The organism is Cupriavidus sp. 2SB (assembly GCF_005503625.1).
Classification (GTDB): Bacteria; Pseudomonadota; Gammaproteobacteria; order Burkholderiales; family Burkholderiaceae; genus Cupriavidus.
Genome location: NZ_SCMX01000085.1, coordinates 1 through 26,453, shown reverse-complemented (window position 1 = coordinate 26,453; position 26,453 = coordinate 1). Strand labels below are relative to the sequence as shown.

Annotated in this window: 26 protein-coding genes; 11 read left to right on the top strand and 15 right to left on the bottom strand. The window is 62.8% G+C overall.

The window, feature by feature from the left end:
- Nucleotides 1-175: 175 nt before the first annotated feature.
- The 3 genes from FFS21_RS27270 to FFS21_RS27260 form a co-directional block, all read right to left on the bottom strand.
- Complete coding sequence (locus FFS21_RS27270; RefSeq protein ID WP_137927819.1) at nt 176-2,668, bottom strand: sensor domain-containing protein; 2,493 nt, start codon at nt 2,666-2,668, stop codon at nt 176-178.
- Nucleotides 2,669-2,856: 188 nt separating this feature from the next.
- On the bottom strand, nt 2,857-3,414 hold the full coding sequence (locus FFS21_RS27265; protein WP_137927818.1) for a GNAT family N-acetyltransferase: 558 nt from the start codon (nt 3,412-3,414) through the stop codon (nt 2,857-2,859).
- A complete protein-coding gene (locus FFS21_RS27260) occupies nt 3,411-4,469 on the bottom strand; it encodes a sensor domain-containing diguanylate cyclase (RefSeq protein ID WP_137927817.1) in 1,059 nt (352 codons plus the stop codon). The genes FFS21_RS27265 and FFS21_RS27260 overlap by 4 nt, the downstream gene beginning before the upstream one ends.
- Before the next feature lie 70 nt (nt 4,470-4,539).
- Here FFS21_RS27260 and FFS21_RS27255 point away from each other — a divergent pair, with 70 nt between their 5' ends.
- Both FFS21_RS27255 and FFS21_RS27250 read left to right on the top strand, forming a co-directional pair.
- Nucleotides 4,540-4,848, top strand: a complete 309-nt coding sequence (locus FFS21_RS27255) for a DUF1272 domain-containing protein (RefSeq protein WP_137927816.1) — start codon at nt 4,540-4,542, stop codon at nt 4,846-4,848.
- Nucleotides 4,849-4,956: 108 nt separating this feature from the next.
- Nucleotides 4,957-5,310: a DUF1428 domain-containing protein gene (locus FFS21_RS27250; RefSeq protein ID WP_137927815.1), complete on the top strand. Its 354-nt coding sequence runs from the start codon at nt 4,957-4,959 to the stop codon at nt 5,308-5,310.
- 11 nt (nt 5,311-5,321) lie between these two features.
- Here the strand turns inward: FFS21_RS27250 and catA are convergent, their stop codons facing one another.
- From catA to FFS21_RS27215, 7 genes are read right to left on the bottom strand one after another with little or no spacing between them, the layout of a single operon-like run.
- Complete coding sequence (gene catA, locus FFS21_RS27245; RefSeq protein ID WP_137927814.1) at nt 5,322-6,239, bottom strand: catechol 1,2-dioxygenase; 918 nt, start codon at nt 6,237-6,239, stop codon at nt 5,322-5,324.
- Nucleotides 6,240-6,270: 31 nt separating this feature from the next.
- Complete coding sequence (locus FFS21_RS27240) at nt 6,271-7,332, bottom strand: NADH:ubiquinone reductase (Na(+)-transporting) subunit F (RefSeq protein WP_137927813.1); 1,062 nt, start codon at nt 7,330-7,332, stop codon at nt 6,271-6,273.
- An 18-nt stretch (nt 7,333-7,350) separates the two neighbouring features.
- On the bottom strand, nt 7,351-7,713 hold the full coding sequence (locus FFS21_RS27235) for a phenol hydroxylase subunit P4 (RefSeq protein WP_137927812.1): 363 nt from the start codon (nt 7,711-7,713) through the stop codon (nt 7,351-7,353).
- A 38-nt stretch (nt 7,714-7,751) separates the two neighbouring features.
- Nucleotides 7,752-9,287 (bottom strand): aromatic/alkene/methane monooxygenase hydroxylase/oxygenase subunit alpha, encoded by a 1,536-nt coding sequence (locus FFS21_RS27230; RefSeq protein WP_137927811.1) that lies wholly within the window; start codon nt 9,285-9,287, stop codon nt 7,752-7,754.
- Between the two features lie 25 nt (nt 9,288-9,312).
- Entirely contained in the window at nt 9,313-9,585 is a 273-nt protein-coding gene (locus FFS21_RS27225; RefSeq protein ID WP_137927810.1) for an MmoB/DmpM family protein, read from the bottom strand.
- Entirely contained in the window at nt 9,578-10,597 is a 1,020-nt protein-coding gene (locus tag FFS21_RS27220) for an aromatic/alkene monooxygenase hydroxylase subunit beta (protein ID WP_137927809.1), read from the bottom strand. The genes FFS21_RS27225 and FFS21_RS27220 overlap by 8 nt, the downstream gene beginning before the upstream one ends.
- Nucleotides 10,598-10,624: 27 nt before the next feature.
- The gene (locus FFS21_RS27215; RefSeq protein WP_137927808.1) at nt 10,625-10,813 is read right to left on the bottom strand and encodes a phenol hydroxylase subunit; all 189 of its coding nucleotides are present in this window, start codon (nt 10,811-10,813) and stop codon (nt 10,625-10,627) included.
- A gap of 341 nt (nt 10,814-11,154) precedes the next feature.
- Here FFS21_RS27215 and FFS21_RS27210 point away from each other — a divergent pair, with 341 nt between their 5' ends.
- Entirely contained in the window at nt 11,155-12,840 is a 1,686-nt protein-coding gene (locus FFS21_RS27210; protein ID WP_249359689.1) for a sigma-54-dependent Fis family transcriptional regulator, read from the top strand.
- Between the two features lie 4 nt (nt 12,841-12,844).
- On the opposite strand, the gene FFS21_RS32755 is transcribed toward FFS21_RS27210, so the two are convergent.
- The 4 genes from FFS21_RS32755 to FFS21_RS27190 form a co-directional block, all read right to left on the bottom strand.
- Nucleotides 12,845-13,267, bottom strand: a complete 423-nt coding sequence (locus FFS21_RS32755; RefSeq protein ID WP_137927807.1) for a rubredoxin — start codon at nt 13,265-13,267, stop codon at nt 12,845-12,847.
- 99 nt (nt 13,268-13,366) lie between these two features.
- Nucleotides 13,367-14,665, bottom strand: coding sequence for a gallate dioxygenase (locus FFS21_RS27200; protein ID WP_137927806.1), 1,299 nt, complete (start codon nt 14,663-14,665; stop codon nt 13,367-13,369).
- Nucleotides 14,666-14,686: 21 nt separating this feature from the next.
- Nucleotides 14,687-15,256, bottom strand: a complete 570-nt coding sequence (locus FFS21_RS27195; RefSeq protein ID WP_502705201.1) for an MFS transporter — start codon at nt 15,254-15,256, stop codon at nt 14,687-14,689.
- Between the two features lie 215 nt (nt 15,257-15,471).
- A complete protein-coding gene (locus FFS21_RS27190) occupies nt 15,472-16,692 on the bottom strand; it encodes a LysR family transcriptional regulator (protein WP_137927805.1) in 1,221 nt (406 codons plus the stop codon).
- Nucleotides 16,693-16,822: 130 nt separating this feature from the next.
- Here FFS21_RS27190 and FFS21_RS27185 point away from each other — a divergent pair, with 130 nt between their 5' ends.
- Genes FFS21_RS27185 through FFS21_RS27175 form a run of 3 tightly spaced genes read left to right on the top strand, consistent with a single transcriptional unit; the run spans nt 16,823 to nt 20,129 of the window.
- Complete coding sequence (locus FFS21_RS27185) at nt 16,823-17,956, top strand: 4-oxalomesaconate tautomerase (protein ID WP_137927804.1); 1,134 nt, start codon at nt 16,823-16,825, stop codon at nt 17,954-17,956.
- A gap of 9 nt (nt 17,957-17,965) precedes the next feature.
- Nucleotides 17,966-18,991, top strand: coding sequence for an amidohydrolase family protein (locus FFS21_RS27180; protein WP_137927803.1), 1,026 nt, complete (start codon nt 17,966-17,968; stop codon nt 18,989-18,991).
- A gap of 46 nt (nt 18,992-19,037) precedes the next feature.
- Nucleotides 19,038-20,129: a porin gene (locus FFS21_RS27175; RefSeq protein WP_137927802.1), complete on the top strand. Its 1,092-nt coding sequence runs from the start codon at nt 19,038-19,040 to the stop codon at nt 20,127-20,129.
- A 171-nt stretch (nt 20,130-20,300) separates the two neighbouring features.
- Here FFS21_RS27175 and FFS21_RS27170 read toward each other — a convergent pair whose 3' ends face one another.
- Nucleotides 20,301-21,062, bottom strand: a complete 762-nt coding sequence (locus tag FFS21_RS27170; RefSeq protein ID WP_212745274.1) for an Abi family protein — start codon at nt 21,060-21,062, stop codon at nt 20,301-20,303.
- A gap of 196 nt (nt 21,063-21,258) precedes the next feature.
- Between FFS21_RS27170 and FFS21_RS27165 the strand changes: the two genes are divergently transcribed.
- The 5 genes from FFS21_RS27165 to FFS21_RS27145 all read left to right on the top strand — a co-directional run bounded on the left by FFS21_RS27165 (nt 21,259) and on the right by FFS21_RS27145 (nt 26,164).
- Entirely contained in the window at nt 21,259-22,482 is a 1,224-nt protein-coding gene (locus FFS21_RS27165) for an NAD(P)/FAD-dependent oxidoreductase (RefSeq protein WP_137927801.1), read from the top strand.
- A gap of 260 nt (nt 22,483-22,742) precedes the next feature.
- Nucleotides 22,743-24,005 (top strand): flavin-dependent oxidoreductase, encoded by a 1,263-nt coding sequence (locus FFS21_RS27160; protein ID WP_137927800.1) that lies wholly within the window; start codon nt 22,743-22,745, stop codon nt 24,003-24,005.
- A gap of 30 nt (nt 24,006-24,035) precedes the next feature.
- Nucleotides 24,036-25,181, top strand: coding sequence for an ABC transporter substrate-binding protein (locus FFS21_RS27155; RefSeq protein WP_137927799.1), 1,146 nt, complete (start codon nt 24,036-24,038; stop codon nt 25,179-25,181).
- Nucleotides 25,178-25,663, top strand: coding sequence for a DUF3237 domain-containing protein (locus FFS21_RS27150; protein WP_137927798.1), 486 nt, complete (start codon nt 25,178-25,180; stop codon nt 25,661-25,663). The genes FFS21_RS27155 and FFS21_RS27150 overlap by 4 nt, the downstream gene beginning before the upstream one ends.
- A gap of 3 nt (nt 25,664-25,666) precedes the next feature.
- Nucleotides 25,667-26,164, top strand: a complete 498-nt coding sequence (locus tag FFS21_RS27145; RefSeq protein ID WP_137927797.1) for a MarR family winged helix-turn-helix transcriptional regulator — start codon at nt 25,667-25,669, stop codon at nt 26,162-26,164.
- Nucleotides 26,165-26,453 lie beyond the last annotated feature (289 nt).

The window sequence follows — 26,453 nt, the reverse complement described above, 5'->3', positions numbered from 1 at the left end:
TTCACGGCGTCAGCCTTGAACTCTTCCGTAAAGCCCTTGCGTGCCATTTTTCACCTCTCCAGTTGACTCGAAGTCTACCTTTTGAGGTGTCCAGGTTTATTGGACCACTACACTCCCCTCTCCCACTTCGTGGGAGAGGGGAGAAAACCGATCGCGATACGACACGTAAGACGCTTTACCCCACTGTCGCCCGGAACCATGCCTCCATTGCTGCCGGCACCTCACCTCCGCGTGCCAGCACAAGCGCGTCTTCCTCCGGCACCGGCCGGCCCAGCAGATAGCCCTGTCCTTCGTCGTAACCCTCTTCCCGCACCACCGCCAGTTGTTCCGGCGTCTCGATACCCTCTGCCGTAGTCCGCACGCGAAACGCGGCGCCCAGGCTGCGCACGGCGTGCAGGATGGCGCGGGCTTCTGTGCTGGTGGCGAGGTCCGATACGAAGGAGCGGTCGAGTTTGATCTTGTCGAAGGGGAAGCTGCGCAGGTAACTCAGCGACGAATAGCCGGTGCCGAAATCGTCCATGGCGATGCGCACGCCCATGCCGCGCAACTCGCGCAACATTTCCAGGTTGACGCGATCGTTGCGCAGCAGGACGGACTCCGTGATCTCCAGTTCGAGGCGCGACATCTGTACGCCAGCCTCCTCCACCGCGCGTCGCACGGCAGCCACGAGCGCCCGGCCCCGGAACTGCAGCGGCGACAGGTTCACGCCCACGCAGATGCCCGACGGCCAGCGCGCCAGTTGCCGGCATGCTTCGCTCAGCACCCATTCGCCAATGGGCACGATCAGTCCGGTCTCTTCTGCGAGCGGAACGAACTCGGCGGGTGACACCAGTCCATGCAGCGAATGACGCCATCGCACCAGGGCTTCGAAGCTGCGCAGGTGTCCCGAGCGCAAGTCGTAGATCGGCTGGTAGTGCAACTCGAATTGCCCGGCGGCCAGCGCGTGATGCAGCGCGCGTTTGCGTTCGAGCCGCACCTTCGTGCGGTCGCCTTCGTCTGCCGAGAAGAAGCGGCATGTGCCGGGCCCTTCGGCCTTGGCCTGATAGAGCGCCATGTCGGCCGCTTGCAGCAGATCGTCGGCGTTGGCGCCATCGGTCGGAATCATCGCGATGCCGATGCAGCCACCCAGCGTCACAGGCTCGCCATTGAGCCGGAACGGTAGCGACAACTGGCAGATGAGATGCCGGGCGAGATGTTCCACAGCTTGCCGGTCCGCAACCTGTTCCTGGATCACCACGAACTCGTCGCCACCGATGCGCGCCACGGCATCGGGTTCCGCCACGCAGTCGAGCAATCGCTTCGCCACCTGTTGCAGCACGATATCGCCCACGTAGTGTCCGAAGGCATCGTTCACGCCCTTGAATCCATCGAGATCGATATACAGCAGCGCGGAACATCTGGCCGGACAACTCGTGGCGATCGTCTGTCCGATCCGTTCGCGCCACAGCAGACGGTTGGCGATACCGGTCAGCGGATCATGGCGCGCCATGTGCGTGAGCGCCGCCTGATTGGCGATCAACTGCTGCTCGGCAAGCTTGCGTGCAGAGATATCGCGCAGGAAGACCGACAGGCCTTCCGCAGTGGGATACACATGCACCTCGTACCACGCCTCCAGTGGTTGCAGGTAATGCTCGAACACCACCGGCCGCTGCGTCTGCACGGCGCGCGCGTATTGCTGCGCGAACACACCGTGCCGTTCCTCGGGAAAGATGTCCCACACCGAGCGACCCAGCGCCGGATCGCGTCCCGCCATCGCCCGCCCCGCCTTGCCGTTGAAATACGTCAGGCGCCACGCATGATCGAGTTGCACCACGGCATCGGTGGTGCTTTCCAGTACGGCGGAGAGACGCGCGGCCAGTGCCTCGGTATCGCGTCGCCGCTCGGCCAGCGCCATATTGGCGCGCTTGCGGTCGTCCACATCCTCCAGCGTGCCGTACCAGAGCACCACGGCGCCATTCGCATCCAGACGAGGGGCCGCCCGCGCGCGAAACCATCGATAGCTGCCATCGGCCATCCTGACCCGATACTCGCGATCGAAATTCTCGCGGCTCTGCAGCGCGTGGCCCCATGTTTCCACCACGCTTGGCAGATCATCGGGGTGCACACAACGCCCCCATCCCTCGCCCAGCGCCTCTTCGGCAGGCATGCCTGTCAGTTCCGTCCAGCGCGGCGGGGCTTCGGTTACCTGCCCGTTTGCATCGGCGGTCCATGGAATCTGCGGATTCAGCGCGACGGCCCACCGGTAGTGCTCCTCGCTTTCGCGCAGTGCCTGCGCGAGCTTCTGCGATGCCGTGATGTCCGTGACCCACACCAGCAACAGTGGCTCTCGCGCGTCGGGCATGGTCACCAGACGCTTGCGGGTGCGCAACACCCGAGGGGCGCCGTCGGGCCCCTGCACCGTCTCCGTGCTTTCATGGCCGACGCCCGTCGCAAACACCTCCAGATCGACGGCGCGATAGCGCTCGGCGCGCGATGCGTCCAGCAATTGCGCATCGGCATGACCCAGCAGTTCCTCGGCTGGACGCTGCATCAACGTGCACAGCGCTTCGTTGACGAACACCCACCTGCCCTGCCGATCCTTGAGCAGCAGAGGTTGTGGGAACTGCCAGAGCACGTCGTCGAATGCCGCGCGGATGGACGGCGCGTGCTTCGGTCTCCGATCATTCATATCGTGTGGCAACTTGTAGCCATTCAAAAACGCTCCCGCTGGCCTGGATGCACTGGTGTAACGAAGACATTACGCGACATGGACACTTCGCGGCAGCCTGTTTATCGGCATTCAGACGGGCGTTTTGATGGGATTTGCAACAGTCGTGCGGGATGCGTGGGATAGATCACGCGAAATGATGGCAAGGGTCAATCGGAGGGGAGCGGCGCGCACATTCTGTACAACACATGTCGCGCCAACCGATGTCCAGCGGGTAATGCCGGATGGTCAAAATCGCCATCCACGTCATGCCGCATGCCGAGCCGCTGCATGACGTGCTCGGAGCGTTGATTGACGGCGGCGGTGAACGACACGATCTCTTTCAGGCCGACGACCTGGAAACCGAAATCGAGTGCGGCGCGTGCGGCCTCGGTAGCGTAACCGTGTCCCCAGTGATCATGCGCGAGTCGCCAGCCAATTTCCACGCACGGGCCGAACGGCGGATGCCATTGCGGCACCGCCAGGCCGGTGAAGCCGATGAATCTGGATGCGGTCTTCAACTCCAGCGCCCAGAGTCCGAACCCGTGCTGCGCATGGTGCGCAACGATGCGGTCGAACAGCGCATCGCTCTGTGCGTCGTCGAGTGTGGAAGGAAAGCATGCCATCACGCGCGGGTCCGCGTTGATGGCGCGAAAGGGCACGCGGTCCGCTTCGCGCCATGCCCGCAGGCAGAGCCGCGCCGTAGGCGCTGGCGCGGCGGCGTTCAACGCGAATGCACCTTGAACGAATCGCCCTGCATGCCCGCGCGATCCACGGCGGCGATGCGGTTCCGGCCGTTGTCCTTGGCGTGGTAGAGCTGCGCATCGATCAGGTTCACGAATGCGGTGGCATCGGTGCGGTCACCGGGTACGATCGTTCCCACGCCGAAGCTGGCCGTGAGGCGTTGCTCGTAAGGCGAGCGCAAGTGGGGAATCGCGGCATCGGCCAGCAATTCGCGGCAGCGCTCGGCAATTTTCACGGCGGTATCGGCATCGGTATCGGCCAGCACCATCGCAAATTCCTCGCCACCGAAGCGGCCAAGGAAGTGGTCGCTGCCCACGGCCTCGCGCAGTACGGCAGCCACGCGCTTCAGGCATTCGTCGCCTTGCACGTGGCCGTAGTAATCGTTGAATGACTTGAAGAAGTCGATGTCCGTGATGATCAGCGAGAGCGGTGTGCCGGCCTGTTCCGCCGCCTGCCACTGGTTGGCGAGCGTGACATCGAACATGCGGCGATTGCCCACGCCCGTCAGGCCATCGGTGAACGACAGCCGCTCCAGTTCCTGCTGCAGTTGCGCGAGCTTCTCTTCGGTACGCTTGCGTTCGCTGATATCGAACATGAAGCCGATCAGCGACTCCACCTCGCCATTCGGCTTGCGCACCACGTGCACCACATCGCGCAGCCACACATAGCCACCGTCTGCCGTCAGCGCGCGGTAATCGGCTTCATGGTCGGTGCCCGCCTGCGATTGCGACACGCAAAAGTTCACCACGGCTTCGCGGTCATCGGCATGCATCCGGTCTGCCCAGTCATTGACCGTCTTCCATGTCGAAGGTGCCCATCCCAGCAGCTTCTCGATCTGCGGACCGATATAGGCAAACTCCATCGTCGCCCAGTCGATCTTCCACGGAATAGCCTTGGTCGATTCCAGCAACGTCTGATAGACCGCGGTATCGTGCTCGCCGGGCGGATGTCCGCCAGGTGCCAGGCTTTCCTCATGGCGCAGGAAGGCGGCCCTGAGGGGGCTGTTGGCGGATTCGTCGCGGTCGTCGTGGGTCGTCATGGGAACCAGTCGCTTGCTGTGAGAGAAGGCGGCTATGATGGCACGAACCGATTCCCAGGAAGGAGAGACCATGCTCGAACTGCGCCCGACGTGTGAGAACTGCAACACTGCCCTGCCGCCGGCCTCCACTCAGGCCCGCATCTGCAGCTTCGAGTGCACGTTCTGCGCGGATTGTGTGGACAATGTCCTGGGCAACGTCTGCCCGAACTGCGGCGGCGGCTTTGCACCCCGCCCTGTGCGTCCTGCCCGTGACTGGAAGAACGGCAACACCGTGGGCAAATACCCGCCGTCATCGACGGTCAAGCACCGGCCTGTGGATGCTGCAGTGCACGCATCGTTTGCGGCATCGCTGCGCGACATTCCGGCCGAGGATCGATAGCCCCGCGTCCGGCAATGCGATGCATGCCGTATCCGTCGCACGGCTTTTCCATGGACTATTCTCGAAGACCCTGCCCATCCAAATGATCATCGATCAAGGAGTCTACCCATGGCATATATCGACGGATTCTTGCTGGCTGTGCCCACGGACAAACGAGAAACCTATCGCGACGTGGCGGAAAAGAGCGCCGTGCTATTCAAGGAACACGGCGCGCTGAAGGTGGTGGAATGCTGGGGAGACGATGTGCCGGAAGGCAAGGTCACATCGTTCCCGATGGCCGTCAAACGCAAGGACGACGAGACCGTGGTGTTCTCGTGGATCTGGTGGGCGGACAAGGCGAAGCGCGACGCCGGCATGGCAGCCGTCATGCAGGACGCGCGCTTCAAGGAGATCATGGAGCCGATGCCTTTCGACGGACAACGCATGATCTTCGGCGGCTTCGAGGTAATCGTCGACGCCTAGGCTGTCGCAACCTAGGCCGTTGCCACCGACCGCTGCCTTGCCACTTCCGCCTGCGGTGCCCCCGCACTGTCTGCATGGAGCGTGAAGTCGAAGCTGATCTTCGCGAACGGCCGGTCGGCGCCGGCCGCCTGCATCGCAGCCTGATCGTCCACGCGCGTCACTGCTGGCACCAGCCCCTCGCGTGTGGCGAAAGCAAAGTCGTCCCACAGGAACGGATCGCCATCGATATTGATTTGCGTAGTCAGCTTGCGGTGTCCCTTTGCGGAAACAAAGAAGTGGATGTGCGCCGGGCGGGTGCCATGCCGATCCAGTTGCTTGAGCAGCCGATCCGTCGTGCCATTGGGCGGCACGCTGTAGCCCACCGGCATGATGCTGCGGAAGCGATAGCGTCCTTGCTCATCGGTCACGATGCTGCGGCGCAGGTTGAATGCGCTTTGCGTGGGATCGAAGTGCGAGTAGTTGCCGAGCGAGTTGGCGTGCCACACCTCCACCACGGCACCCGGCAGCGCGTTGCCGTTGGCGTCCCTGACCTGTCCTTCCATGAACAGCAGTTCCCCTTCATCGGTGCCGTCGTCCAGGCGCGCCGCGCCCTGGGCCACGGGTGCGCCTGCGACATAGAGCGGCCCTTCGATGGTGCGCGGCGTGCCACCCGCGATACCCACCTTTGCCTCGGCCTCGTCCATGCGCAGATCGAGGAAATGGTCGAAGCCGAGTCCCGGCGCAATCAGTCCCAGTTCGCCACCCCGTCCCGCCTCGGCCAGGAAGTTGAGTCCCGACCAGAATTCCTCGGGCTGCACATCGAGGTCTTCGATCATGTAGAACAGGTCGCGCACCATCCGGTGCACGATCGCGGCGATGCGCGGATTGGCATGCTGGCCGGTGGTCTCCTCGATGTGGTTGAGCACCGCGTCGATCTGAATCTTGTCCATGGTTGTCTCCTTCGTGGGGTGGTCTTCGTTGTTACAGCGAACGGAACAGCGGACTGCGTATGGCCTGGCTGGCATCGGCGGCCGACAGGAACTTCTCGGTGAAGATGTCTTTCTCGAACAGCCTGCCTTGCATGAGCTTGGCGATGCAGGCTTCGATCATCGGCGGCGGCCCGCACAGGTAGGCACGCCAGCCGCGAAAGTCGTGGCCGAAATGGCTCGATGCCACGTCATGCACGTAGCCACGCTCGCCGGCCCACGTGCTGGCCTGTGGTTCGGCGGACAACACCGGCACATACGTGAAGTTGTCGTGCTGCTCTGCCAGCGCCGCGAACTCCGCGCAGTAATACAGTTCATCGACGGTACGCGCGCCCTGTACCAGTACGATCTGTCGCGTATCGCCAGACTCGAGCAAGTCCAGCACCATCGAGCGCGGACTCGACAGTCCCGATCCGCCGGCCATGAACACCAGCGGACGCGGATCGCTCTTGCGCACGAAGAAGCGTCCCAGCGGCCCGGACAACTGCAGCCGCTCGCCAACCTTCAATTGCTCGTGGATGTAGGTGGTGGCACTGCCACCGGGTACGAGTCGGATATTTAGTTCGATCTCGTCGGACGAAGGCGCCGACGCAATCGAAAACGCACGCGGTGCCGCTTCCTTGCCGATCCAGACATTGACGTACTGCCCCGGCTGGAAGCGCATGGCCTCGCCACCTTCGATGCGCAGGAACACACCCTTGATCGTAGGCGTCAGCGATTCGATGCGCGTGACTTCCGCCGTGAAGTCCATCAGCGGCAAACACTCATGATCGGGGTCGGGCTCGATGTCCGCTTCGATGGTCATGTCGGACAGCAACGTGGCGCAGCAGGCCAGGCACTTGGCTTCCTCGCGCTCGAAGTCCATCAGCGCGAACGGCGACGCTTCGCCGTGTTCGATCTCGCCGTCGAGCGTCTGGACCTTGCAGGTGCCGCACAGGCCGTGACCGCAGGCATGGGGCAGCCAGACACCGGCTCGCAGGCACGCATCGAGAACCGTCTGGCCCTCGGCCACATCGATCGTTTGTCCCAGCGGTTCGATGGTCAGTTGATAGCTCATGACAATCTCTCCCTCGCTTCAGTTGCAGGAGCCGGCGATGCCGCGCAATTCCGGCGTGCGCAGCCGCAGCAATGACTTGTGGCCCAGGCCGTTGTCGATCAGACTGGCTTGCGCATCCGGCGTGAACGGCGTGTTGCCGCGCAACCACTGGACTGATGTCCAATCGATGACAGCGCCTTCGGGATGTGCACCCAGCAGCGGCACGATCACGTTATCGACGAGCGCGCTGAACGGCATGTCAGGCGGCAACGGCAGTGTGAAAGGACTGCAGAACAGGCGATGCTGATCCCAGCCGAAGTACACAAGCTGGTTGCCTCCAAAATTCTCCACGCGATCGCGGACCTCACCCGTGTAGCCGGGCGCTAATGCAATGACTGGCATGATGTGTCTCCGTTGTCTTGTCGAGCGTGCGTGCGGGCTTATTCGTGACCCGTCCAGCGCTGCCAGTTCGCCCGGTCAGGCGAATCCGCGTAGTCGCCGCGGTCTTCGGGGTTCAGGTGATACCAGTCCAGCACCTCGGGAAGCGTGGCGCCACCGCAGTTGCCCTGGAAGATCTGGTGCACCGGCAACCACGCCTGCACATATTTCTCCGGCTCGCCCTGGAAGATGTCGCGGCAGCCATCCGAACAGAAGTGGTAGTGGTCGCCGTTGTGCTCGGCCTCGCGATAGCAGATTTGCGTGGGATCGTCGGGCTCGGTGAAGGCCATCGGGATCTGGCAGATCTGGCACAGCATGGGCAGGCCCGGATTGGTCCAGCGCTGGCCGGCGTCCTGCTGCTCCTTCCAGTAGTCGAAACGCGGCCGATAGTGTTCGTCGAAGCTGTCCGGATACTTCTGCGCGAGCCAGTCCATTTCATTGGGCTCTGGCACCCACGTATGAATCGCCGCCGCATGGTTGAAGTTGTAGAAGATCGACCACGCGATGTGCGAAAGGTGATCCTTCTCCTTGGCAGCCTGCTCGTGATACTTCGGCATGCGGATGCCGTAGCGGGCGAGATCGGTGAACAGCGCGCCGCCGTTCTGCTCGAAGTAGATCTCCCAGGCTTCCTTCCAGCTCATCACGCGCTTCGGACACATGTAATCCATCATCATCGCCACCAGCGTCAACAGCCGATAGCCGCGCCAGAACCACTTGTCGATCCACTTCTGGATGATCGGCAGGTTGGCCGGGTCTTGTTCGAGCATGAACTTGACCACTTCGAGGCCCAGCGTCATGTGCCGCGATTCATCGGATTGCGCCGAGAAGCCGAACGTTACCGTCGCCATGTCGCCGTTGTACGCGGCGCCCGACATGAACGGCATGAACAGCAGGTTGGTCAGCACGTACTCGAACGAGAACGAGATGGCCGTGATGAACTCGAACGGCCCCGCCGTCATGGCATCCTCGAAGTACGACTTCGGCACCGACAGATACCAGAGCCGGTCATGCAGATGGCGCCAGTCCGAGAAGCCGTTGAAGAACTTGTTGTAGTGGCTGATCGTGTGGATCTGCGTCTGGCAGTGGCGCAGTTCGTCGATCGATTGCATCTGGCAGGCCACGCGCGCACCCACGCCGCGCAGGCTGCGGCCCGTCATGGCGAAGCCGCGATGCGCCGCATATTCGAGCGGCGACACGCCCGTCAGGAACAGCTTCAGCGCATTGACGTAGCGGGCATCGCTGACATTGAGCTGGCCGTTGTTCTGCTGGAAGGCGTCGATGATCGCGTAGAGCTTGCGTTCCTTCTCGGACTGGAATTTCCAGTACGCATCCATGGTCAGGCGGAACGGGTCTTCCCAGCCGTCCCAGTCGTGAATCACGATGCCTTCGAACTTGTCGTGCGGGAACACGCGGTCCATCGGCTGGTAGGTGGTGTCCCATCCCAGGTCGCGCGTCAGGATCGCGTACTTCTCGCGGATCGACAGCTTCGGTTTGACGGCTGCCCGTGCGGCCGCTGCGGTGGCGGTAGTGGTGGTCATGGTCTGTCTCCTGCGCAGTGCGCGCTCAGTGCCACGCGAGCACGAATGCGTCTTCGGTTTCGTCGATATTGCCGGCCAGCGAGATCAGGCCGAGTTGCAGTTCCTGCAGATCCCACGCGCGGCCAATGCGTTCTTCCACGCTGGCGCGATGGATGGACAGTCGACCCGGGGCGTCGATCTTCACCATGGCGGGGTAGCGATGCACCGTGGCGTGCGGGTTGTCCTCTACGATGGCGTCGATCACGGCGCGCATGTCCTCGGTGGCTTGCAGGGCGATGAATACAGGTGCGTTACTCATGGTGGTCTCCCGATTCGGACTGGCGGGTTAGGCCGAGGCCGGACAGGCGCTTGTTCAGCGCATCGACGGCGCTCGCCAGTTCGGCCTCGCCATCCGAGCCGAACAACCGCAACGACAAGGGCCGCAGCGCGTGCGTGAATCGATCGAGCCATTCGAACGCGAACCCTGCGATGACGGCAGCGTTCTCCGGGCTTTCCTGCGCGGCCGTCTTGACCGTGGCGTCCACCCAGCGTGTGGACTCCGCATACCAGACCGCCATGAAATCCGTCACCAGCGAGAAGGCCGGGTTGGTGGCCGAGCGGTAGCGATCGAACTGCTGGTACACGAGTGGATAAACGAGACCATCAAGTACAAGGTTCTGCGCCACATGCAGTTCGAACCAGTCATCGCGCACGAGCAGGTCTTCCGAGGCGTGGCGCAGCGGCTGCCACGTCATGTCTTCCATCCAGGCCGTCTTGGCCTGCTCCACGGCCTCCTTGTCGCCGATCACCAATCCCAGGCGCGTCAGATACTGCGCGATGCCGAGGCGATCCATCGTATGGAACATCGCCGCCTGCGTGATGGCCGAGCCAAAGCCGTACGCGGTAATCGCAGCGTTGTTCATGTTCGCCGCCCACTCCAGATGGCGCAGCGGCACGACACCCGTCATCAGCACGTCTCGCACGTCTGCAGGCAGCGCGCCCAGCAATCCGCGCTTCTCGACGAACTCGAAGTTCTTCTCCATCGCATCCTGCTGACGGGCACGCGCGTTGACGTAGGCACCATAGAAGTACTGACGGGGGTCCTTCAGCGCGTACCAGTCCTGCATGACCACGCGGGTGCGGCGTGCATCGTAGAGTTCGTACTGCGGTTGCCAGAGCGGACGATAGTGAAAGCTCGTCACCGGCTGCAGGTCGAACATGGCCTCTTGATAGCGCGTGGCTGGCTTGTCAGCACCGAGTCGCCGCGCAATATGGGCGAAGGTTTGCCGGATCGGACTGACGCTGCTGTCGGTCCGGATATCGATTTGCATGACTGTCTCCTGGTGCTCTTGTGGGCTTCAAATACGATCTGACGGGGCGGGCAGCGTCTGCGCAGACTGATCGACGCAGAACTGCTGGAAGTGCGCGGGCGGCATCACCAGTTCCACGAAGATCTCGGGGTCGCCGATCGAAAACTCGAATTCGACCCAGCGTTCGTCGCGCTCGACCACACGCACATAGCGCTGGTCGTTTGGGGAAAGGGGCATGTCTCGCTCCGGTTGCGTTGCACGCGCCGTGTGGCGGCGCATTTTTTTAGGTGTCGGGTGCAACGGCTATAGCGAGCGGCGTGCCAGCTGACGGGAAGCGTTGTGGCACAAGGCTTTGCGGCCGATTCCTTGCGATGCCGGAGCGCAAGGCTGTTTGATCATTTGATGAGGTGATCAGGGCCGATTTCATCAAATGATCAAATCGGCATTCGCTGCGCCGCAGCATTGGTGCGAGGGGTCGCATTTGCCCCTATGCGGCGATAGAAAGGCGCATGCTAGGCTTGCGGAAAACCGAGGCGTTTCGCCAGAAAAAACGTCCGCATGAACTCCGGAGTGAGAGGATGACAACGCCCCCCAAGCTGCCCGAACAACCCCTGCAAGAACCCTCTGAAGCGCCGTCCTCGGGACCGGATCTTTTCGACCTCGCATCGCTTCTGACGATCGATGCCAAGGCCGCGCAGATCCGCCTGGGCGAATCGCGCATGGTGCTGATGCATACGGAAGCGCTGAGCTATCTGCGCCGCGAGATCCTTGACACTCTTGGACTGGAGCGCGGCAAGGGCCTGCTGATCCGCATGGGCTACGCGCAAGGCATGCGCGACGCCGAGATGGTCAAGCGCGAACGCAAGGAAGAACTCGCCAGTTCCCCGCACGAGGCATTTCTGTGGGGTCCGCAACTGCATATGCTCGAAGGCGTCACGCGCGTGGAGCCAGTGCGGCTGGAAGTGGACCGCGACACCGGCCACTTCTACGGCGAGTTTCTCTGGAAGGATTCGTGGGAAGGCGAAGCGCCGTTCAATGAAGAACTCGCCCGCGAAGAGGCCGGCTGCTGGGTGCAGCTTGGCTATGCATCGGGCTATTCGAGTACCTTCATGGACCGGTTGGTCATCTACAAGGAAACCGAGTGCGCGCGGCGTGGCGATGAACAGTGCCGCATTGTCGGCAAGCCCGCCGAGGAATGGGACGACGCCGAGTATCTGAAATACTTCGAGCCCGACTCCGTCATCAGCGACCTGCTCTCGCTGCAGCAGGAAGTCAGCACGTTGCGCGAGACGCTGTGCGGGGCCAACCAGGGCAACCTGATCGGCCAGTCTGCTGCATTCCGCGAGGCATTCGCGCTATTGTCCGCCGCCGCCGACAGCCACATCACCGTGCTGTTGACGGGCGAAACCGGCGCGGGCAAGGAGATGTTCGCGCGCTGGCTGCACGACAACGGACCGCGTCGCGAGCAGCCATTCATTGCGGTCAACTGCGCGGCGATTCCGCACGAGCTGATCGAATCGGAACTGTTCGGCGTGGAGAAAGGCGCGTACACCGGTGCGCAGCAATCGCGTCCGGGACGCTTCGAGCGCGCGCATGGCGGCACGCTCTTTCTCGATGAGATCGGCGACCTGCCACTCGCCGCGCAGGTCAAACTGCTGCGCGTGTTGCAAAACAACGAGGTGGAACGACTGGGCGGTGTGGAAGCACGCAAGGTCAACGTACGGCTGATTGCTGCGACCAACGTGAACCTGGCACAGGCGATCAAGCTGGGGCAGTTTCGCGCAGACCTGTTCTATCGGATCAGTACGTATCCCGTGTCGATCCCCGCATTACGCGAGCGCAAGGACGATATTCCGGAACTGGCACAGGCGTTCATCACGCGTTTCAACGCGCGCTATCAGAAGCAGGTGCGCGGCCTGACGGGCCGCGCACGCGACGCGCTCACGCAATATCCGTGGCCCGGCAATATCCGCGAACTCGAAAACATGATCGAGCGTGGCGTGCTGCTGGCGTCGCCCACGGGCATGATCGATGTGCCACACCTGTTCGCGAGCCAGCAGGCCGGCGCAGACTGCCCGGATGCCGGAGAAGATACCGATGCGCAGATCGAGCGACTGCTGAACCAGGGACTATCGTTGCCGCAGATCGAGGCAAAGCTGATGCAACTTGCCATGACAACCACGCGCGGCAACCTGTCGTCGGCCGCGCGCATGCTCGGCATCACGCGGCCACAACTGGCTTATCGATTGAAGAAAGACGCTTAAGCGCTCAGAACTCCACCATCGCGAAGTCTTCCTTGCCGACATCGCACTCCGGGCAGCGCCAGTCGTTGGGGATGTCTTCCCAGCGCGTGCCGGGTGCGATGCCATCCTCGGGCCAGCCCGCCGCTTCGTCGTAGACCCAGCCGCAGATGATGCACACCCACTGCTTGAATTCGGTCTCGACGGCGGGCGCTTCGCTTTGCGCCGTGTTGCCTGCGCTGCTCACGGCCTTGTCGCCTGCCGGATCTTCGAGGCTGAAGACGAGCGGTGCGGCGGTGCCTTCGGTGGCGCGGGCCAGATGGCTTTGCAGGCGCTCCAGCAGGGCCTGGGCTTCCTCCAGCGAGAGATCGACCCAATACGGATCGCCAGCGCCATCGTTCAGGCGTTGCGGAGAAAACTGAAGTTCGACGGAAGTGCCTTTCGTGTACATGCGGGGGCGAGTGCAGAGTAGAAAAGAAAACAGCGCCGTATATGGCGCCGATTTCTCAAACTTCAAGTGACCTGCATATCATCTCGTCACAAGAAGCGTTCAGGTCTTTCCTTGCGAGAAGCTGCTGCTCACCTGCCCACCCGCCACCGAATACAGCGCACCGGGTGCGTTACGCGTCTTCTGGAAATCTTCCAGCGACTGTCCGCGCATGGCCGCATAGATGTGCAGGTTCGACACACCGCTGACGGCACCGAGCTTCTCCAGCAGGAAGAAGATGACGCCGTAATGAATCATGCCGCGCCAGTCACGCCGCGTGACGAGATCGCGTTCCTCATCGTTCAGCTTGGCTTCCTCATACGTGGCAACGGGATCATTGCGGAAGCGCTCGCGGAAATCGGGATCGATCAGTTGATGCAGATAGCGATTGATCCGATACGCGCGCACACTGGTCTCCAGCGTGAACGGGTACGTTCCTTCGAGCGCCTCGATACCCTTCAATTGATGACCGATACGTTCGCGCTGGATTGCCGCGCGATCGGCAATCGCTGCATCGCTTTCCGTCTCGGCATCCTCGTACACCGCCACCGCGATGCCCGTCATCGACGGCAGGTAGTAGTCGCGATGCAAGCACCGCACGTGTTGACCCATCGCTCCGCGCATCACCATCCACATCACGACCTCGGCGCTCTCGAAACCACCGCGCTTGGCAAACTCGGCATGCGTGATGTCGAGCAGCGTCTCGGGCTCGCGCTCGAAGCGGTCGAGAAACTCGTGATCCCACGCGGTGTTGTTGAAGCCCGCGCGCTCGCCATGCACCTGGTGCGACAAGCCACCCGTTGCCACCACGGCCACCTTGATATCCTCGGGGAAGCTCTCTACCGCACGGCGGATGGCCTGGCCGAGCTTGAAGCAGCGTCGCGCCGTGGGTGCCGGGAATTGCAGCACGCCGACTTGCAGCGGCAGGATCTTGACCGGCCATTCGCCATCGTGCGGCAGCATCACCGACATCGGCGAGAAGCATCCGTGATCGAGCGCCTTGTCCTGGAAGAACGACATGTCGAACTCGTCGGCCACGAGCGATGCGCCCACGTGCCGCGCCAGCGCAACGTGTCCGCGCGCAGGCGGCAACGCACGTGGGCCGCCGCCTTCGTCAGCCGCTTCATATTGTTCGCCGATGCCCAGTGCAAACGCCGAGTAGTGATCGAAGAAGAACGACGTGACGTGATCGTTGTAGATCACCAGCAACACGTCGGGCTGCTTCTGCGCCAGCCATTCGCTGACTGGCGCATAGGCCGCGAAAATCGGCGCCCACGCGGGGTCCTGCTGCTTGCCCGCATCGAGCGCGAAGCCGATGGTGGGCGTATGGGATGACGCGATCGCGCCGATAATCCTTGCCATGTCTTTTCTACCGTAACAACTTCAAGCCGTGACCGGATGCGGTTGTGCCTTCCGGGTCGAAACAATGGAAATGGCTGCGAGCGTGGCGGGAATGGCCAGCACGGCAATCACGGCACTGAACGTCCATCCCATCGACAACAGCACGCCGCCTGCCATCGAACCGGTAATGCTGCCAAAGCGACCGATGCCGAGCATCCAGCTCACACCCGTGGCGCGCACCGGCGTGGGATAGCACTGCGGTGCGAAGGCGTTGAGACCGGTTTGCGCACCGCTCATGCAGAAGCCCGCCAGCAGCACGTATGCGGCGAACATCGACGATGTGACGCTGCCCGATGCCAGCAGCAGGATAAACACCGCCCCCATCACATACGATACGCCGATCACGCGGTTCGGTGCGAAGCGGTCCATGCAGTAACCCACCACGAGCGCACCAACGGTGCCGCCCAACTGGAACAACGCCGTGAGATTGGCCGCGCGCTCGATCGGCAGGCCGGCATCCTTGATCAGAAAGCCCATGATCGCCACGTCGATGCCATCGGTGGCCACAATCAAAAAGCACAGCACCAGCAGCAGCCACTGGTAGCCGGACATCTTTCGTTCGTTGATATGCTCTCGAATATCGAGCCGTTGGGTTGTCATCGTGCCGTCTCCTGGCGTTCCGCCGCGCCGTACGCAGCGGATTCTCGTTATCAAATCTCTAATCGCCGCGAGCGCGGCCGGCCATGCACCCCCTTGCACATGGCAACGGCAGTCTACGTTTTGGCAGGATTCGCAGTATTGCTTTGTGGGGCGCGCTGCGTTGCCTTTTACTTATCGGTTGGGGTTTCCATGGATTGGCTCGCCTGTCGCAGCGCGGCGATCAGGGCATCGGCACCCGGCGACAGCCGTGCACCGGCGCGCGTGGTGATACCGATGCTGCGCGTGGTGTCGCGCAGAGGCAGATCCAGCTCGCGCAGCCATCCTGCGTCGATCTCGTGACGCAACTGGTGTGCGGACAGCGCGGTCACCATATCGCCCTGCAGCAATAGACCGCGTACCAGCGCCAGATCGCCGGTTTCCACCAGCGGCTGCGGCAGCGCAAGCCCGCGTGAGGCGAACACGCCATCGAGTGCCTGCCGCGATGGTGATGCGGCACGCGACAACACCCATGGATAGGGCGCCAGGTGTTCCAGTTTGAGCCGCTTCCTTCCGGCCAGTGGATGCGATGCGCGCGCGATCAGCGCGATGCGGTCGGCAAACAGCACTTCCGTGGCAAGCCCCTGTGAAGGATGCGGACGTAGTGCGCCGAGAATGAAATCGATACGTCCACTGAGCAGGCCCGCTGTCAGTTCCTCATAGGGACTTTCCAGGGTCTCGAAGGACAGGCGCGGGTGGCGACTATGTACATCGGCAATCGCCATCGGCAGCAGCAACGTACGGCCCAGCGGCAACGCGCCGATAGTGACAGCGCCTACGAGCACCCCCTGCAACGCGGCGATATCGGCGCGAATGTGACGCAGATCCGCCAGCGCACGCTCGAAGCGCACCACCCAACGGCTCCCCACGTCGGTCGGGACCATGCCGCGCGCCGTGCGCGTGAAGATGGGCTGGCCCAGTGCATCTTCAAGACGCGATATCGCCTGACTGACGGCCGATTGCGAGACGCCAATCGACGCGGCAACGCTGGGCATGTGATGGACTTCGGCCAGCAACGCCGCCACTTCGAGCCGACGTTCGTTGTGCAGGGCTTCCAGACTCGCCACCGTGACACCGGGCCGCGTGCGCAGCCGCACGGCTTCCTCGCGCACCTCGCGCAACGCCGCCTCGATATGGCGCGCCCGCTCCAGCACGATCTCTCCGGCGCGCGTCAGCAACATGCCGCGCCCCTTGCGCTCGAACAGCGCCACGCCAAGCGTCTGCTCCAGCGCCGCCACCGAACGCGCGATGGCGGACGATGCCCGATGCAGCGTTTCAGACGAGCGGCGCACGCCGCCGGCCGCCGCCACACCGGCAAAGACGTGAAGGTGATGCAGGCTGACTGTCTCCATGTCGTTCTCTTTCTCGTTCTGTTCTTGTCCCCGCGATAAGCAGATTAGAACAATTGTCCCGCGACATCGCAACCAAGGATTTGTAGCGGACGCTGATACTTGCGAGCACTGAACGACCTTGCACCACGCCATGACGCCCTGCCGAGAATCCGATCTGCGCGCCATTTCCTGCACCCTGATGCGGGGTGGCACGTCGCGCGGACCATTCTTTCTGGCCAGCGATCTGCCGCAGGACATTGCCACGCGCGACCGCGTGTTGCTGGCCGCGATGGGCAGTCCCGATCCCCGACAGATCGATGGACTCGGCGGCGCACATCCGCTGACCAGCAAGGCCGGTATCGTCTCGCGCGGCACGCCGGGGCATGCCGATCTCGACTTCACGTTCGCGCAGCTACAGCCGAATGGCGACACCGTGGACACCACGCCCAACTGCGGCAATATGCTGGCCGCCGTGCTGCCCTTCGCCATCGAGCGCGGCCTCATCACGCCGCAGGGCGATGTCACGCGTGCCCGCGTCCACACACGCAACACGGGCATGCTTTGCGATATCACGATGCAGACGCCGCAAGGCAAGCCACGTTTCGGTGGCGATGCGCGCATCGACGGCGTGCCCGGCACTGCTGCGCCCATCGTGATCGATTTCCTCGATACCGCTGGTTCTGTCTGCCGCGCGATGCTGCCCACTGGCAACGCCATCGATACGTTGACGATCCCCGATCCGCGCAGCGGCAAGCCTTTCAGCGTGACCGCCACGCTGATCGACAACGGCATGCCGATGGTGCTGATTCGCGCCGCCGATCTGGACCGCACCGCGCGCGAGGCCGTGGCCGATCTCAATGCCGATACTGTGCTGAAGCAGCGCATCGAAGCATTGCGGATCGTGGCGGGCGAGGCCATGGGACTCGGCAACGTCGCCAGCAAGAACTATCCCAAGATGTGCCTGATCGCATCGCCGCGCGATGGCGGCAGCCTTTCCACGCGCTGTTTTATCCCTCGCGTTTGTCACGACGCGATTGGCGTGCTGGCGGCAATCACGGTCGGCACCGCATGCGTGTTGCCCGGCACCGTCGCCGAAGGTGTCGCCGTGATCGACGCCGGCCCGATCCATACGATTGGCGTGGAGCATCCCACCGGCGCCTTCACCGTCGAACTCGAAACCGATCCGGCGCGTCCCGGAGCGATTCTCCGCAGCGCGCTGGTCCGTACGGCGCGTCCCATCATGCGCGGCGAGGTGCTGGTGCCATCCAGCGTCTGGCCTGACTGACACCTGTTCATGATCATCGATTGCCACGGCCATTTCACTACGGCCCCTGCGTCCCTCGAAGCCTGGCGCCAACGCCAGATCGCCAGCCTGACTGCGCCGGAGCTCGCGCCTTCCATCGACGACCTGCGCATCTCCGACGATGAACTGCGCGACGCTATCGAAGGCAACCAGCTACGTCTGATGCGCGAGCGCGGCGCGGACCTGACGATCTTTTCGCCGCGCGCCTCGTTCATGGCACACCACATCGGCAATGCAGAAACCAGCGCCACATGGGCGGCCATCTGCAACATGCTCTGCCATCGCGTGGCGCAGCTATATCCCAAGCATTTCGTGGGTGCGGCCATGCTGCCGCAGTCGCCCGGTGTGGATACGCGCACATGCGTGGCCGAACTCGAACGCTGTGTGCGTGAATACGGATTCGTCGGCGTGAATCTGAACCCCGATCCGTCTGGCGGACACTGGACCTCGCCACCGCTTTCTGACCCGTACTGGTTCCCGATCTATGAAAAGATGGTGGAGCTGGACGTGCCCGCAATGATCCACGTCAGCACGAGTTGCAACGCGTGCTTCCACACCACGGGGGCGCACTACCTGAATGCGGATACCACAGCGTTCATGCAGGTGCTGACCAGCAACCTGTTCCAGCGCTTTCCCACGTTGAAGTTCGTGATTCCGCATGGCGGCGGCGCGGTGCCGTATCACTGGGGCCGCTTCCGTGGGCTGGCGCAGGAACTCAAGCTGCCACCGCTGCAGGATCACTTGCTGAACAACGTGTTCTTCGATACCTGCGTCTATCACCAGCCCGGCATCGATCTGCTGACACGCGTGATTCCCGTGCGCAACGTGTTGTTCGCCTCGGAAATGATTGGCGCGGTGCGTGGCATCGATCCCGAGACCGGCCACTACTACGACGACACGCGCCGCTATATCGAGCACGCCGCGCTATCGGATGAAGACCGCCATCTGATCTTCGAAGGCAACGCACGACGCGTATATCCGCGTCTGGACGCGCAATTGAAGGCGCGCGGCATGTAGCAACCGATCGATTCATCCAGAAAAAAAATCAACGGAGGAGAGAGAAATGAAACTGCGCCACCTGGCGTTGTCCATCGCGCTTGGCTTGCCCGCCATCGCACAGGCCCAGTCCGTGACGCTCTATGGCGTCGTGGATACCGGCATCGAGTATCTGAATCACGTCGGCACGGCCAGCAATTCCGTGGTGAAGATGGCCAACCTGAGCGGCACCGTGCCGTCGCGCTGGGGTCTGCGTGGCACCGAGGATCTGGGCAACGGCCTCAAGGCCAACTTCGTACTCGAATCGGGCTTCGCGCCCGATAGCGGCGTATCGAACCAGGGTGGACGACTGTTCGGCCGGCAAGCATGGGTAGGATTGAGCGGCAACTGGGGACAGGTGAGCCTGGGCCGCCAGTACACGATGATGTTCTGGGCGATGCTCGACACCGACATTCTCGGACCCAACGCCTACGGCTCCAGCTCGCTCGACAACTACCTGCCCAACGCCCGCGCAGACAACGCCATTGCCTACAAGGGCAAGTTCGGCGGCTTCACGGTGGGCGCCACCTACAGCTTCGGACGCGATAGCGTGAACGCGGGACCGAGCCCGTCCGGCACGAACTGCGCCGGAGAGAACGCCGCGGACAAATCCGCGTGCCGCGAATGGTCGGCGATGCTCGGCTATGAAACCAACTGGTGGGGCATTCTGGGCGCGTACGATTCCCTGCGCGGCGGCCCCGGTGCATTCGGCGGTCTGACGTCGAGCGAGTTGAAGGATGATCGCGCCACGCTCGGCGGCTACATGCTCGTCGGCCATGCCAAGGTCGGCGCCGGCATACTTGCCCGCCGCAACGGCGCGCTCGCCACACCGCGCAGCAATATGTACTACGCGGGGCTGGCCTACGACATCACGCCGCAAATCACGCTGTCTGGCGAGGCGTTCTACCTCGACTATCGCCACAGCTCGGACCGCGCCTGGCTAGGTGCCGTACGCGCCAGCTACGCGTTCTCCAAGCGCACCTCTGTCTACTCGACACTCGGCTACATCAACAACAACGGCAACCTCGCCCTCTCCGTGGACAGCGCATCCACCGGCGCCTCACCCGTGGCCGGCGGCTCGCAGCTCGGCGCGATGGTCGGCATCAAACACACCTTCTGACCCTGTTTCGGCACGCAGGGTGCTCTGCTTCCCACGCCCCGTCAGTGCTGGCGGCGCGTGGGTTTTTTTGTCGTGTTTGATCTGGCACCGTTGCGACGAGGGATCGACTGATGCACAATCGCATCACTGCCCTAATCTGTCCTCTCCCGGATGCATATGCCGGTGATGACTCTAGGTCGATTGGCCCGCCTTGTGCGGGCCAACATTTTTTTGGGCACCTACGTTTTTCCTCCCCGATGCCACCTTTGCGTGGCGACCGTCACGCGTCGCCGTTTGCTGCATGCTGGCACGCAACGTCTCCCACTCGTCCCATACCATCGATACGCGATTGATCCTTGCCAGCCACGGATAGAGATCGCCATGTATCCACATCAGCATTTCCAGTCCATCGCCATGCAGCGCAATGGCATTCCCCTTCTCCCATAGAATCGGTTCGTGGTGGAAGGTGCGATTGCGGAGGTACCGCAGCCGGTTCAGTACAGAGGAAATGATTGAACGTTTCCGCTTCTCCTTTGGGCAGTGCGGAAAGACGAAGCGCAAGGCTGACCACAGTTCCTCCTGATACTCAGCATTGAATAACGTGGTCCAGAAGCCGAACGTCAGTTCGGCAACGATCTTGTCCGGATGTGGTGTCTCACGCCGTCGCTGTAGGCGCGCCCGCACATCGGCCACGTCTGAAGTCAACCGCGCAAATCTGTTGTCACCCCGCCAGGCGTTCCACCAGTCACGGCGCCCATAGTGCCGGGACAACTGCTGATGAACCGCATTGCGCAAGGCGACCTCCACGGTCCCAAGGAAAGGCGTCAACGCCTCCGACAACAACACATTCTGCCGATACGCCACCATTGCGAACCCTTCATCCCCGTGACATCTCGCCCGATAGCGCGAGACCCGGGGTTCCGAGAAAATCCGTTCAAACTGCTCCCACTTCACGATCCAACCCCTACACAGCCAGTGAAGCGAAAATTGGAGCACTCATGGTCCGCGGAATCCATGAGACAACTCTGCAAGTAGGCCCTGCGACGAGCCTTTCAGAAAGTTCTCACTCCGTCTCTCTATCCGATTGTCCATGCACCATCCCAGCGCCCCCTCTTGCCCTGCGGCGCAATCGGCAGTACCGTTTCGCGCCATGAGCGCTCCCACTCCCTCCTCTGATAATTCCTCCGTGCGCGTCGCGGTGATTGGTGCCGGCATCGTCGGCAGTTGCATTGCGCTGACGCTGCGCAAGCGCGGTGCCGCCGTGACGCTGATCGATCGCGAAGGTCCGGCCAGCGGTTGCAGCTTTGGCAACTCCGGTGCGATCAGCGTCAGTTCCATTGCCCCACTGGCGATGCCCGGCGTCTTGGCGTCGGTGCCGAAGATGCTGGTCGATCCCGATAGCCCATTGCATTTGCGGCTCGGCTATCTGCCTGCGGCGGCGTCGTGGCTGACACGCTTCGTGCTGTCGGCTTCGCCGGATCGCGTGGAGCAGGCGGCCAGCACGCTCGCCGCGCTGCACGCTGGGTCCATCGACAAGCACGAGGCGCTCACGCGCGAAGTGGGCGTGCCGGAACTCTTCCTGCGGCGCGGCCATCTGCATCTGTATCGCGATGCGCAGGCGCTGGCCGATGACAACGCGGCGTGGCAGTTGCGTGAGCGCTTCGGATTCCGTTTCGAGCGGCTCGACCGTGCGGGCATCGACGCGCTGGAACCCGGTGTTGCGCCACACTATCAATCCGCCATCTACCTGGCCGATCACGCCACGATCCTCAATCCCGCGCGTTACACGCAAGCCATTGCCGCCGCGTTCATCAACCGTGGCGGAGACTTCCTGCGTGACGACGTTCAAACGCTGCAACGCGACGGCGAACGCTGGACCGTCACGGGTACGAGGGGTACGCACACCTTCGATCATGTGGTGGTGGCTGCCGGTACATGGTCGCGCAAGCTGCTTGATCCGCTTGGCGTGCGGCTGCATCTCGAAAGCCAGCGTGGCTATCACGTTCAGTTCACGGGTGCGCGCGATGTCGTTTCGCGCACCGTCGTGCTGACCGATCAGAAGATCTTTGTCACGCCGATGGAAGGCGGATTGCGCGTGGGCGGCACCGTGGAGTTTGCGGGATTGAAGCGTCCGCCCGATCCGCGCCGATCCGCGATCCTCGAACGCATTGCACGCGAGACGTTCCATGGACTGGATGGTCGTTCCGTGACAACGTGGATGGGCCATCGTCCCTGCATGCCCGACTCGGTACCGGTGATTGGCGCGGCGCCGGGTCAGCGTCACCTCTGGCTCGCCGTGGGCCATGGACATCTGGGACTGACCGATTCGATCAATACCGCCGAGCGCATTGCCGGTGCGTTGCTGGGCGCGTGACATATCGGCCAGCCAGTCAGGGAAAGCGCTAAGTCTCTCCGCGAGTAATTAGTTATACAGTAGAACAATTCAGCGGCAGGGTAGTTGCTCCCCTCTCCCCCTGGGAGAGGGGTTGGGGGTGAGGGCTGGAGGTTCTGCTTGCCAACCACGTCGCAATTTGCGCGGCCGGCCCTCACCCCCGCCCCTCTCCCGCAAGCGGGAGAGGGGCGCACACCGCGAGCTAATCAAGAATCTGCGGGTCAAAATCGCGGAGGAGACATATGAAGATTGCAATTGCCGGCGGCGGCATTGGCGGGCTGACGCTCGCCCTGCTCTGTCATCGCCACGGGCTCGATGTCGAGGTGTATGAAGCCAGCGAGTCATTGCGTCCGCTGGGCGTCGGCATCAACCTGTTGCCGCATGCCGTGCGCGAACTCTCTGCGCTGGGTCTGCAGGATGCGCTCGCGCAGATTGCCATCGAAACGTCTTCGCTCTCCTACTACAACAAGCTCGGGCAACGCATCTGGCATGAACCGCGCGGGCGTGCGGCGGGTTACGACTGGCCGCAGTTCTCCGTGCATCGTGGCGAATTCCAGATGCTGCTGTACCAGACCGCGCTGGAGCGGCTTGGTGCAGATCGCATGCATACCGGGCATGCGCTGGAGTCTATTGTCGACACGGGTGGTACATCGAACGCGTCCGCCCGATTCACGCTGCGCCGTCGCAGTGACAACGCGCTGGTGGAAGCAGAGGCGGATGTGCTGGTCGGTGCCGACGGCATTCATTCCGCAGTGCGCCGGCACTTCTATCCCACGGGCGATACCCCGCAGTTCTCGCGCCGCCTGCTGTGGCGTGCCACCACCGATGCGGCACCGTATCTCGATGGCCGCTCGATGTTCATGGCCGGTCATCAGGACCAGAAGTTCGTGGCCTATCCCATCTCTGCACCCCTGCACGCACAGGGTCGCTCGCGCATCAACTGGATTGCCGAATTGCGCGTGCCCGATGACTATCCCGAATCGCCGCCGCGCAGCGACTGGAACCGCGAAGTCGACAAATCCGTGTTCCGCGCCGCGTTCGAACAGTGGCGCTGGGACTGGATCGATATTCCCGCATTGATCGATGGCGCCGAAGCCATCTACGAATTTCCGATGGTCGACAAGGACCCGCTGCCGCGCTGGACGTTTGGCCGCGTCACGCTGCTTGGCGACGCCGCGCATCCGATGTATCCGATTGGCTCGAATGGCAGCGCGCAGGCCATCGTCGATGCCCGCTATCTGCTGGATTGTCTGCTGGGCGAGCGCGATATCGGCTATGCCCTGCGTGAGTACGAGGCCGAGCGGTTGCCGCGCACCGCCGGCATCGTGCTGCGCAATCGCATGAACGGTCCCGAGCAGGTGATGCAGCTTGCCGAAGTGCGCGCGCCGCAGGGCTTTTCCAATATCGACGATGCGATTCCACGCAGCGAGCTTGAAGCCATCTCCCAGCGCTACAAGACGCTGGCAGGCTTTGGGCAGCAACAGTTGCAAGCGCCTCGCCCCTAGCTCATTCCCATAAGAAACGGAGAGACAACCATGCCCCAGTTCCGCATTCCCCGTGCCTGCATTGCCCTCGCTGCATTGAGCATCGTCAGCGGTGCCGCCCTGGCCGACGTGACCGTTGGCGTCAGCATTGCGTCCACCGGCCCATCGGCTTCGCTCGGCATTCCGCAGAAGAACACCATGCCGTTCCTGCCCGAGACCATCGGCGGCGAGAAGATCCGCTACATCGTCATGGACGATGCCTCCGACCCGACACAAGGTACGAAGATTGCGCGACGCTTTGTCTCCGAGGACAAGGTCGACATCATCCTCGGATCGTCGGCCGTGGCGCCTTCGATCGCGATTTCCGAAGTGGCCGACGAGAGCCAGACCGTGCAGCTCGCGTTCTCGCCCATCGAACTGAAGCCGGGCCGTGGCGCATGGACGTATCGCCTGGCGCAACCGGTCAGGCTGATGGCCGATGCCGTAGCGACCGCTGCCAAGGGCAACGGCGTGAAGACCGTGGCGTTCATCGGCTTTGCCGATGCCTATGGCGAGACCTGGCTCAAGGAGTTCACCGCTGCCGCCGAAACCAACGGCATCCGCGTCATTGCGGCCGAGCGTTACGCGCGGTCGGACACCAGCGTGACCGCGCAAGTGCTGAAGCTGATGTCGGCACGCGCCGATGCCGTACTGATCGCGGGTGCTGGAACGGGTGCCGCGCTGCCGCACACCACGTTGCGCGAGCGCGGTTATACGGGTCCGATCTACCAGACGCACGGCGCGGCCACGCGTGACCTGATCCGCATCGGCGGCAAGGCCGTGAACGGTGCGATCCTGCCGGCCGGTCCCGTGATCGTGGCGGAGCAACTGCCCGCGAGCAGCGAGGTCAAGAAGCCGGGCATGGACTACGTGACACGCTATGAGAAGCAATATGGTCCCGAGACGCGCACGCAGTTCGGCGCGCATCCATACGATGCCGGTCTCGTGTTGCAGCGTATCGTGCCGGTGGCGTTGAAGAAGGCGAAGCCGGGTACGCCGGAGTTCCGCAAGGCGTTGAAGGATGCGCTGGAAAGCGAGCGCAACATCGTGGTATCGCATGGCGTGCTCAACTACACCGCGCAGGATCACTTCGGCTTCGATCAGCGCGGACGTGTGCTGCTGACCATCGAGAACGGTAACTGGAAGCTGCTCAAATGACGCCGGATATCGCCACGCCGACGCTGGAGCACATTGCAGACTTCAGCTTGCAGGTGGCGCCCCCTACCGAGGTTGGCGTCACGCCACTGGGCCAGCGCCGCGTGATCCCGATCCTGTCGGGTACCGTGCGCGGACCGCGCCTCAACGGGCATGTCGTGCCGGGTGGCGCAGATTTCCAGTTGATCCGGCATGCGGGTGGCGATGATGTCACCACCGCCGACATCGAGGCACGCTACGTGCTGGAAACGCATGACGGTGCGCGCATCTACATCGTCAATGCAGGGGTGCGCAGCGGCCATGCCTCGGTCATCGCGCGCCTGAATCGTGGCGAACAGGTCGATCCGGCCGAGATCTACTTCCGCACGGCGCCGCGCTTTGAAACTGCAGCGCCGCAGTATCGATGGCTCATGCAGCATCTCTTCGTCGCCTCTGGCGCACGCTTTCCCGATCGCGTGGAACTGCGTTACTTCATGGTGCGCTGACGCATGCCCTCTTCCCGCAAACCGCGCGAGACGCTGGCCCCCGACCCTGACACCAACCACTTCGAACCGCATGTCCCCGATGTGGACTACGGCGTGCTCGATTCACTGATCGGATATGCGATCCGCCGTGCGCAGATTCGCGTCTACGAAGATTTCGTTTCATCGCTCGCTGCGTGGAACATCACGCCCCCGCGTTTTTCTGCGTTGCAGATCATTGGCCGCAATGCGGCATTGAAGCTGACCGACCTCGCGCAGATCCTTGGCATCGCACGTTCCGGTGCAGTGTTGCTGGTGGATGCGCTGGAATCGATGGGACTCGTGGAGCGTTTGCCATCGGCAACGGATCGGCGCGCGTATGGGCTGGCGTTGACTGACGCAGGAAGGCAGACGCTGGAGGACGTGACCGCAGCAGTTTGTGCGCATGACGCGCGGATTGCTGCAGGGTTGTCGGCGGAGGAACAGGGAGTGTTGAAGGGGTTGTTGGAGCGGTTGGGGCGTTGACGCGTCCTCTCCTCCGGTTTTGGCTCCCCTCTCCCACAAAGTGGGAGAGGGGTTGGGGGAGAGGGCCGGAGGCTCTGCTTGCCGACCACGTCGCGGTTTGCACCGCCTGCCCTCTCCCCCGCCCCTCTCCCGCTTGCGGGAGAGGGGAGCAAACCTTCGCGGAGCGGTCGCGTTTAGGGCCTGTCAGTTTTTTTGTGTGCAGGACAGCTAGAGGCTTGCCGGTCGAATGGATTGGCAAGCCTGCATTCTCTCAGAGGTGCGGGTGGGTAAATCGGTCTTCGTACAACAC

What these genes read in the sequence shown, in the direction of transcription:
- FFS21_RS27200 (WP_137927806.1), bottom strand. Translation starts at nt 14,665, where the DNA reads ATGGCAAGGATTATCGGCGCGATCGCGTCATCCCATACGCCCACCATC.
- FFS21_RS27255 (WP_137927816.1), top strand. Translation starts at nt 4,540, where the DNA reads ATGCTCGAACTGCGCCCGACGTGTGAGAACTGCAACACTGCCCTGCCG.
- FFS21_RS27260 (WP_137927817.1), bottom strand. Translation starts at nt 4,469, where the DNA reads ATGACGACCCACGACGACCGCGACGAATCCGCCAACAGCCCCCTCAGG.
- FFS21_RS27270 (WP_137927819.1), bottom strand. Translation starts at nt 2,668, where the DNA reads ATGAATGATCGGAGACCGAAGCACGCGCCGTCCATCCGCGCGGCATTC.
- FFS21_RS27240 (WP_137927813.1), bottom strand. Translation starts at nt 7,332, where the DNA reads ATGAGCTATCAACTGACCATCGAACCGCTGGGACAAACGATCGATGTG.
- FFS21_RS27190 (WP_137927805.1), bottom strand. Translation starts at nt 16,692, where the DNA reads ATGGAGACAGTCAGCCTGCATCACCTTCACGTCTTTGCCGGTGTGGCG.
- FFS21_RS27220 (WP_137927809.1), bottom strand. Translation starts at nt 10,597, where the DNA reads ATGCAAATCGATATCCGGACCGACAGCAGCGTCAGTCCGATCCGGCAA.
- FFS21_RS27230 (WP_137927811.1), bottom strand. Translation starts at nt 9,287, where the DNA reads ATGACCACCACTACCGCCACCGCAGCGGCCGCACGGGCAGCCGTCAAA.
- FFS21_RS27165 (WP_137927801.1), top strand. Translation starts at nt 21,259, where the DNA reads ATGAGCGCTCCCACTCCCTCCTCTGATAATTCCTCCGTGCGCGTCGCG.
- FFS21_RS27210 (WP_249359689.1), top strand. Translation starts at nt 11,155, where the DNA reads ATGACAACGCCCCCCAAGCTGCCCGAACAACCCCTGCAAGAACCCTCT.
- FFS21_RS27185 (WP_137927804.1), top strand. Translation starts at nt 16,823, where the DNA reads ATGACGCCCTGCCGAGAATCCGATCTGCGCGCCATTTCCTGCACCCTG.
- FFS21_RS32755 (WP_137927807.1), bottom strand. Translation starts at nt 13,267, where the DNA reads ATGTACACGAAAGGCACTTCCGTCGAACTTCAGTTTTCTCCGCAACGC.
- FFS21_RS27225 (WP_137927810.1), bottom strand. Translation starts at nt 9,585, where the DNA reads ATGAGTAACGCACCTGTATTCATCGCCCTGCAAGCCACCGAGGACATG.
- FFS21_RS27145 (WP_137927797.1), top strand. Translation starts at nt 25,667, where the DNA reads ATGCCCTCTTCCCGCAAACCGCGCGAGACGCTGGCCCCCGACCCTGAC.
- FFS21_RS27215 (WP_137927808.1), bottom strand. Translation starts at nt 10,813, where the DNA reads ATGCCCCTTTCCCCAAACGACCAGCGCTATGTGCGTGTGGTCGAGCGC.
- FFS21_RS27175 (WP_137927802.1), top strand. Translation starts at nt 19,038, where the DNA reads ATGAAACTGCGCCACCTGGCGTTGTCCATCGCGCTTGGCTTGCCCGCC.
- FFS21_RS27180 (WP_137927803.1), top strand. Translation starts at nt 17,966, where the DNA reads ATGATCATCGATTGCCACGGCCATTTCACTACGGCCCCTGCGTCCCTC.
- FFS21_RS27150 (WP_137927798.1), top strand. Translation starts at nt 25,178, where the DNA reads ATGACGCCGGATATCGCCACGCCGACGCTGGAGCACATTGCAGACTTC.
- FFS21_RS27160 (WP_137927800.1), top strand. Translation starts at nt 22,743, where the DNA reads ATGAAGATTGCAATTGCCGGCGGCGGCATTGGCGGGCTGACGCTCGCC.
- FFS21_RS27195 (WP_502705201.1), bottom strand. Translation starts at nt 15,256, where the DNA reads ATGTCCGGCTACCAGTGGCTGCTGCTGGTGCTGTGCTTTTTGATTGTG.
- FFS21_RS27250 (WP_137927815.1), top strand. Translation starts at nt 4,957, where the DNA reads ATGGCATATATCGACGGATTCTTGCTGGCTGTGCCCACGGACAAACGA.
- FFS21_RS27235 (WP_137927812.1), bottom strand. Translation starts at nt 7,713, where the DNA reads ATGCCAGTCATTGCATTAGCGCCCGGCTACACGGGTGAGGTCCGCGAT.
- FFS21_RS27155 (WP_137927799.1), top strand. Translation starts at nt 24,036, where the DNA reads ATGCCCCAGTTCCGCATTCCCCGTGCCTGCATTGCCCTCGCTGCATTG.
- catA (WP_137927814.1), bottom strand. Translation starts at nt 6,239, where the DNA reads ATGGACAAGATTCAGATCGACGCGGTGCTCAACCACATCGAGGAGACC.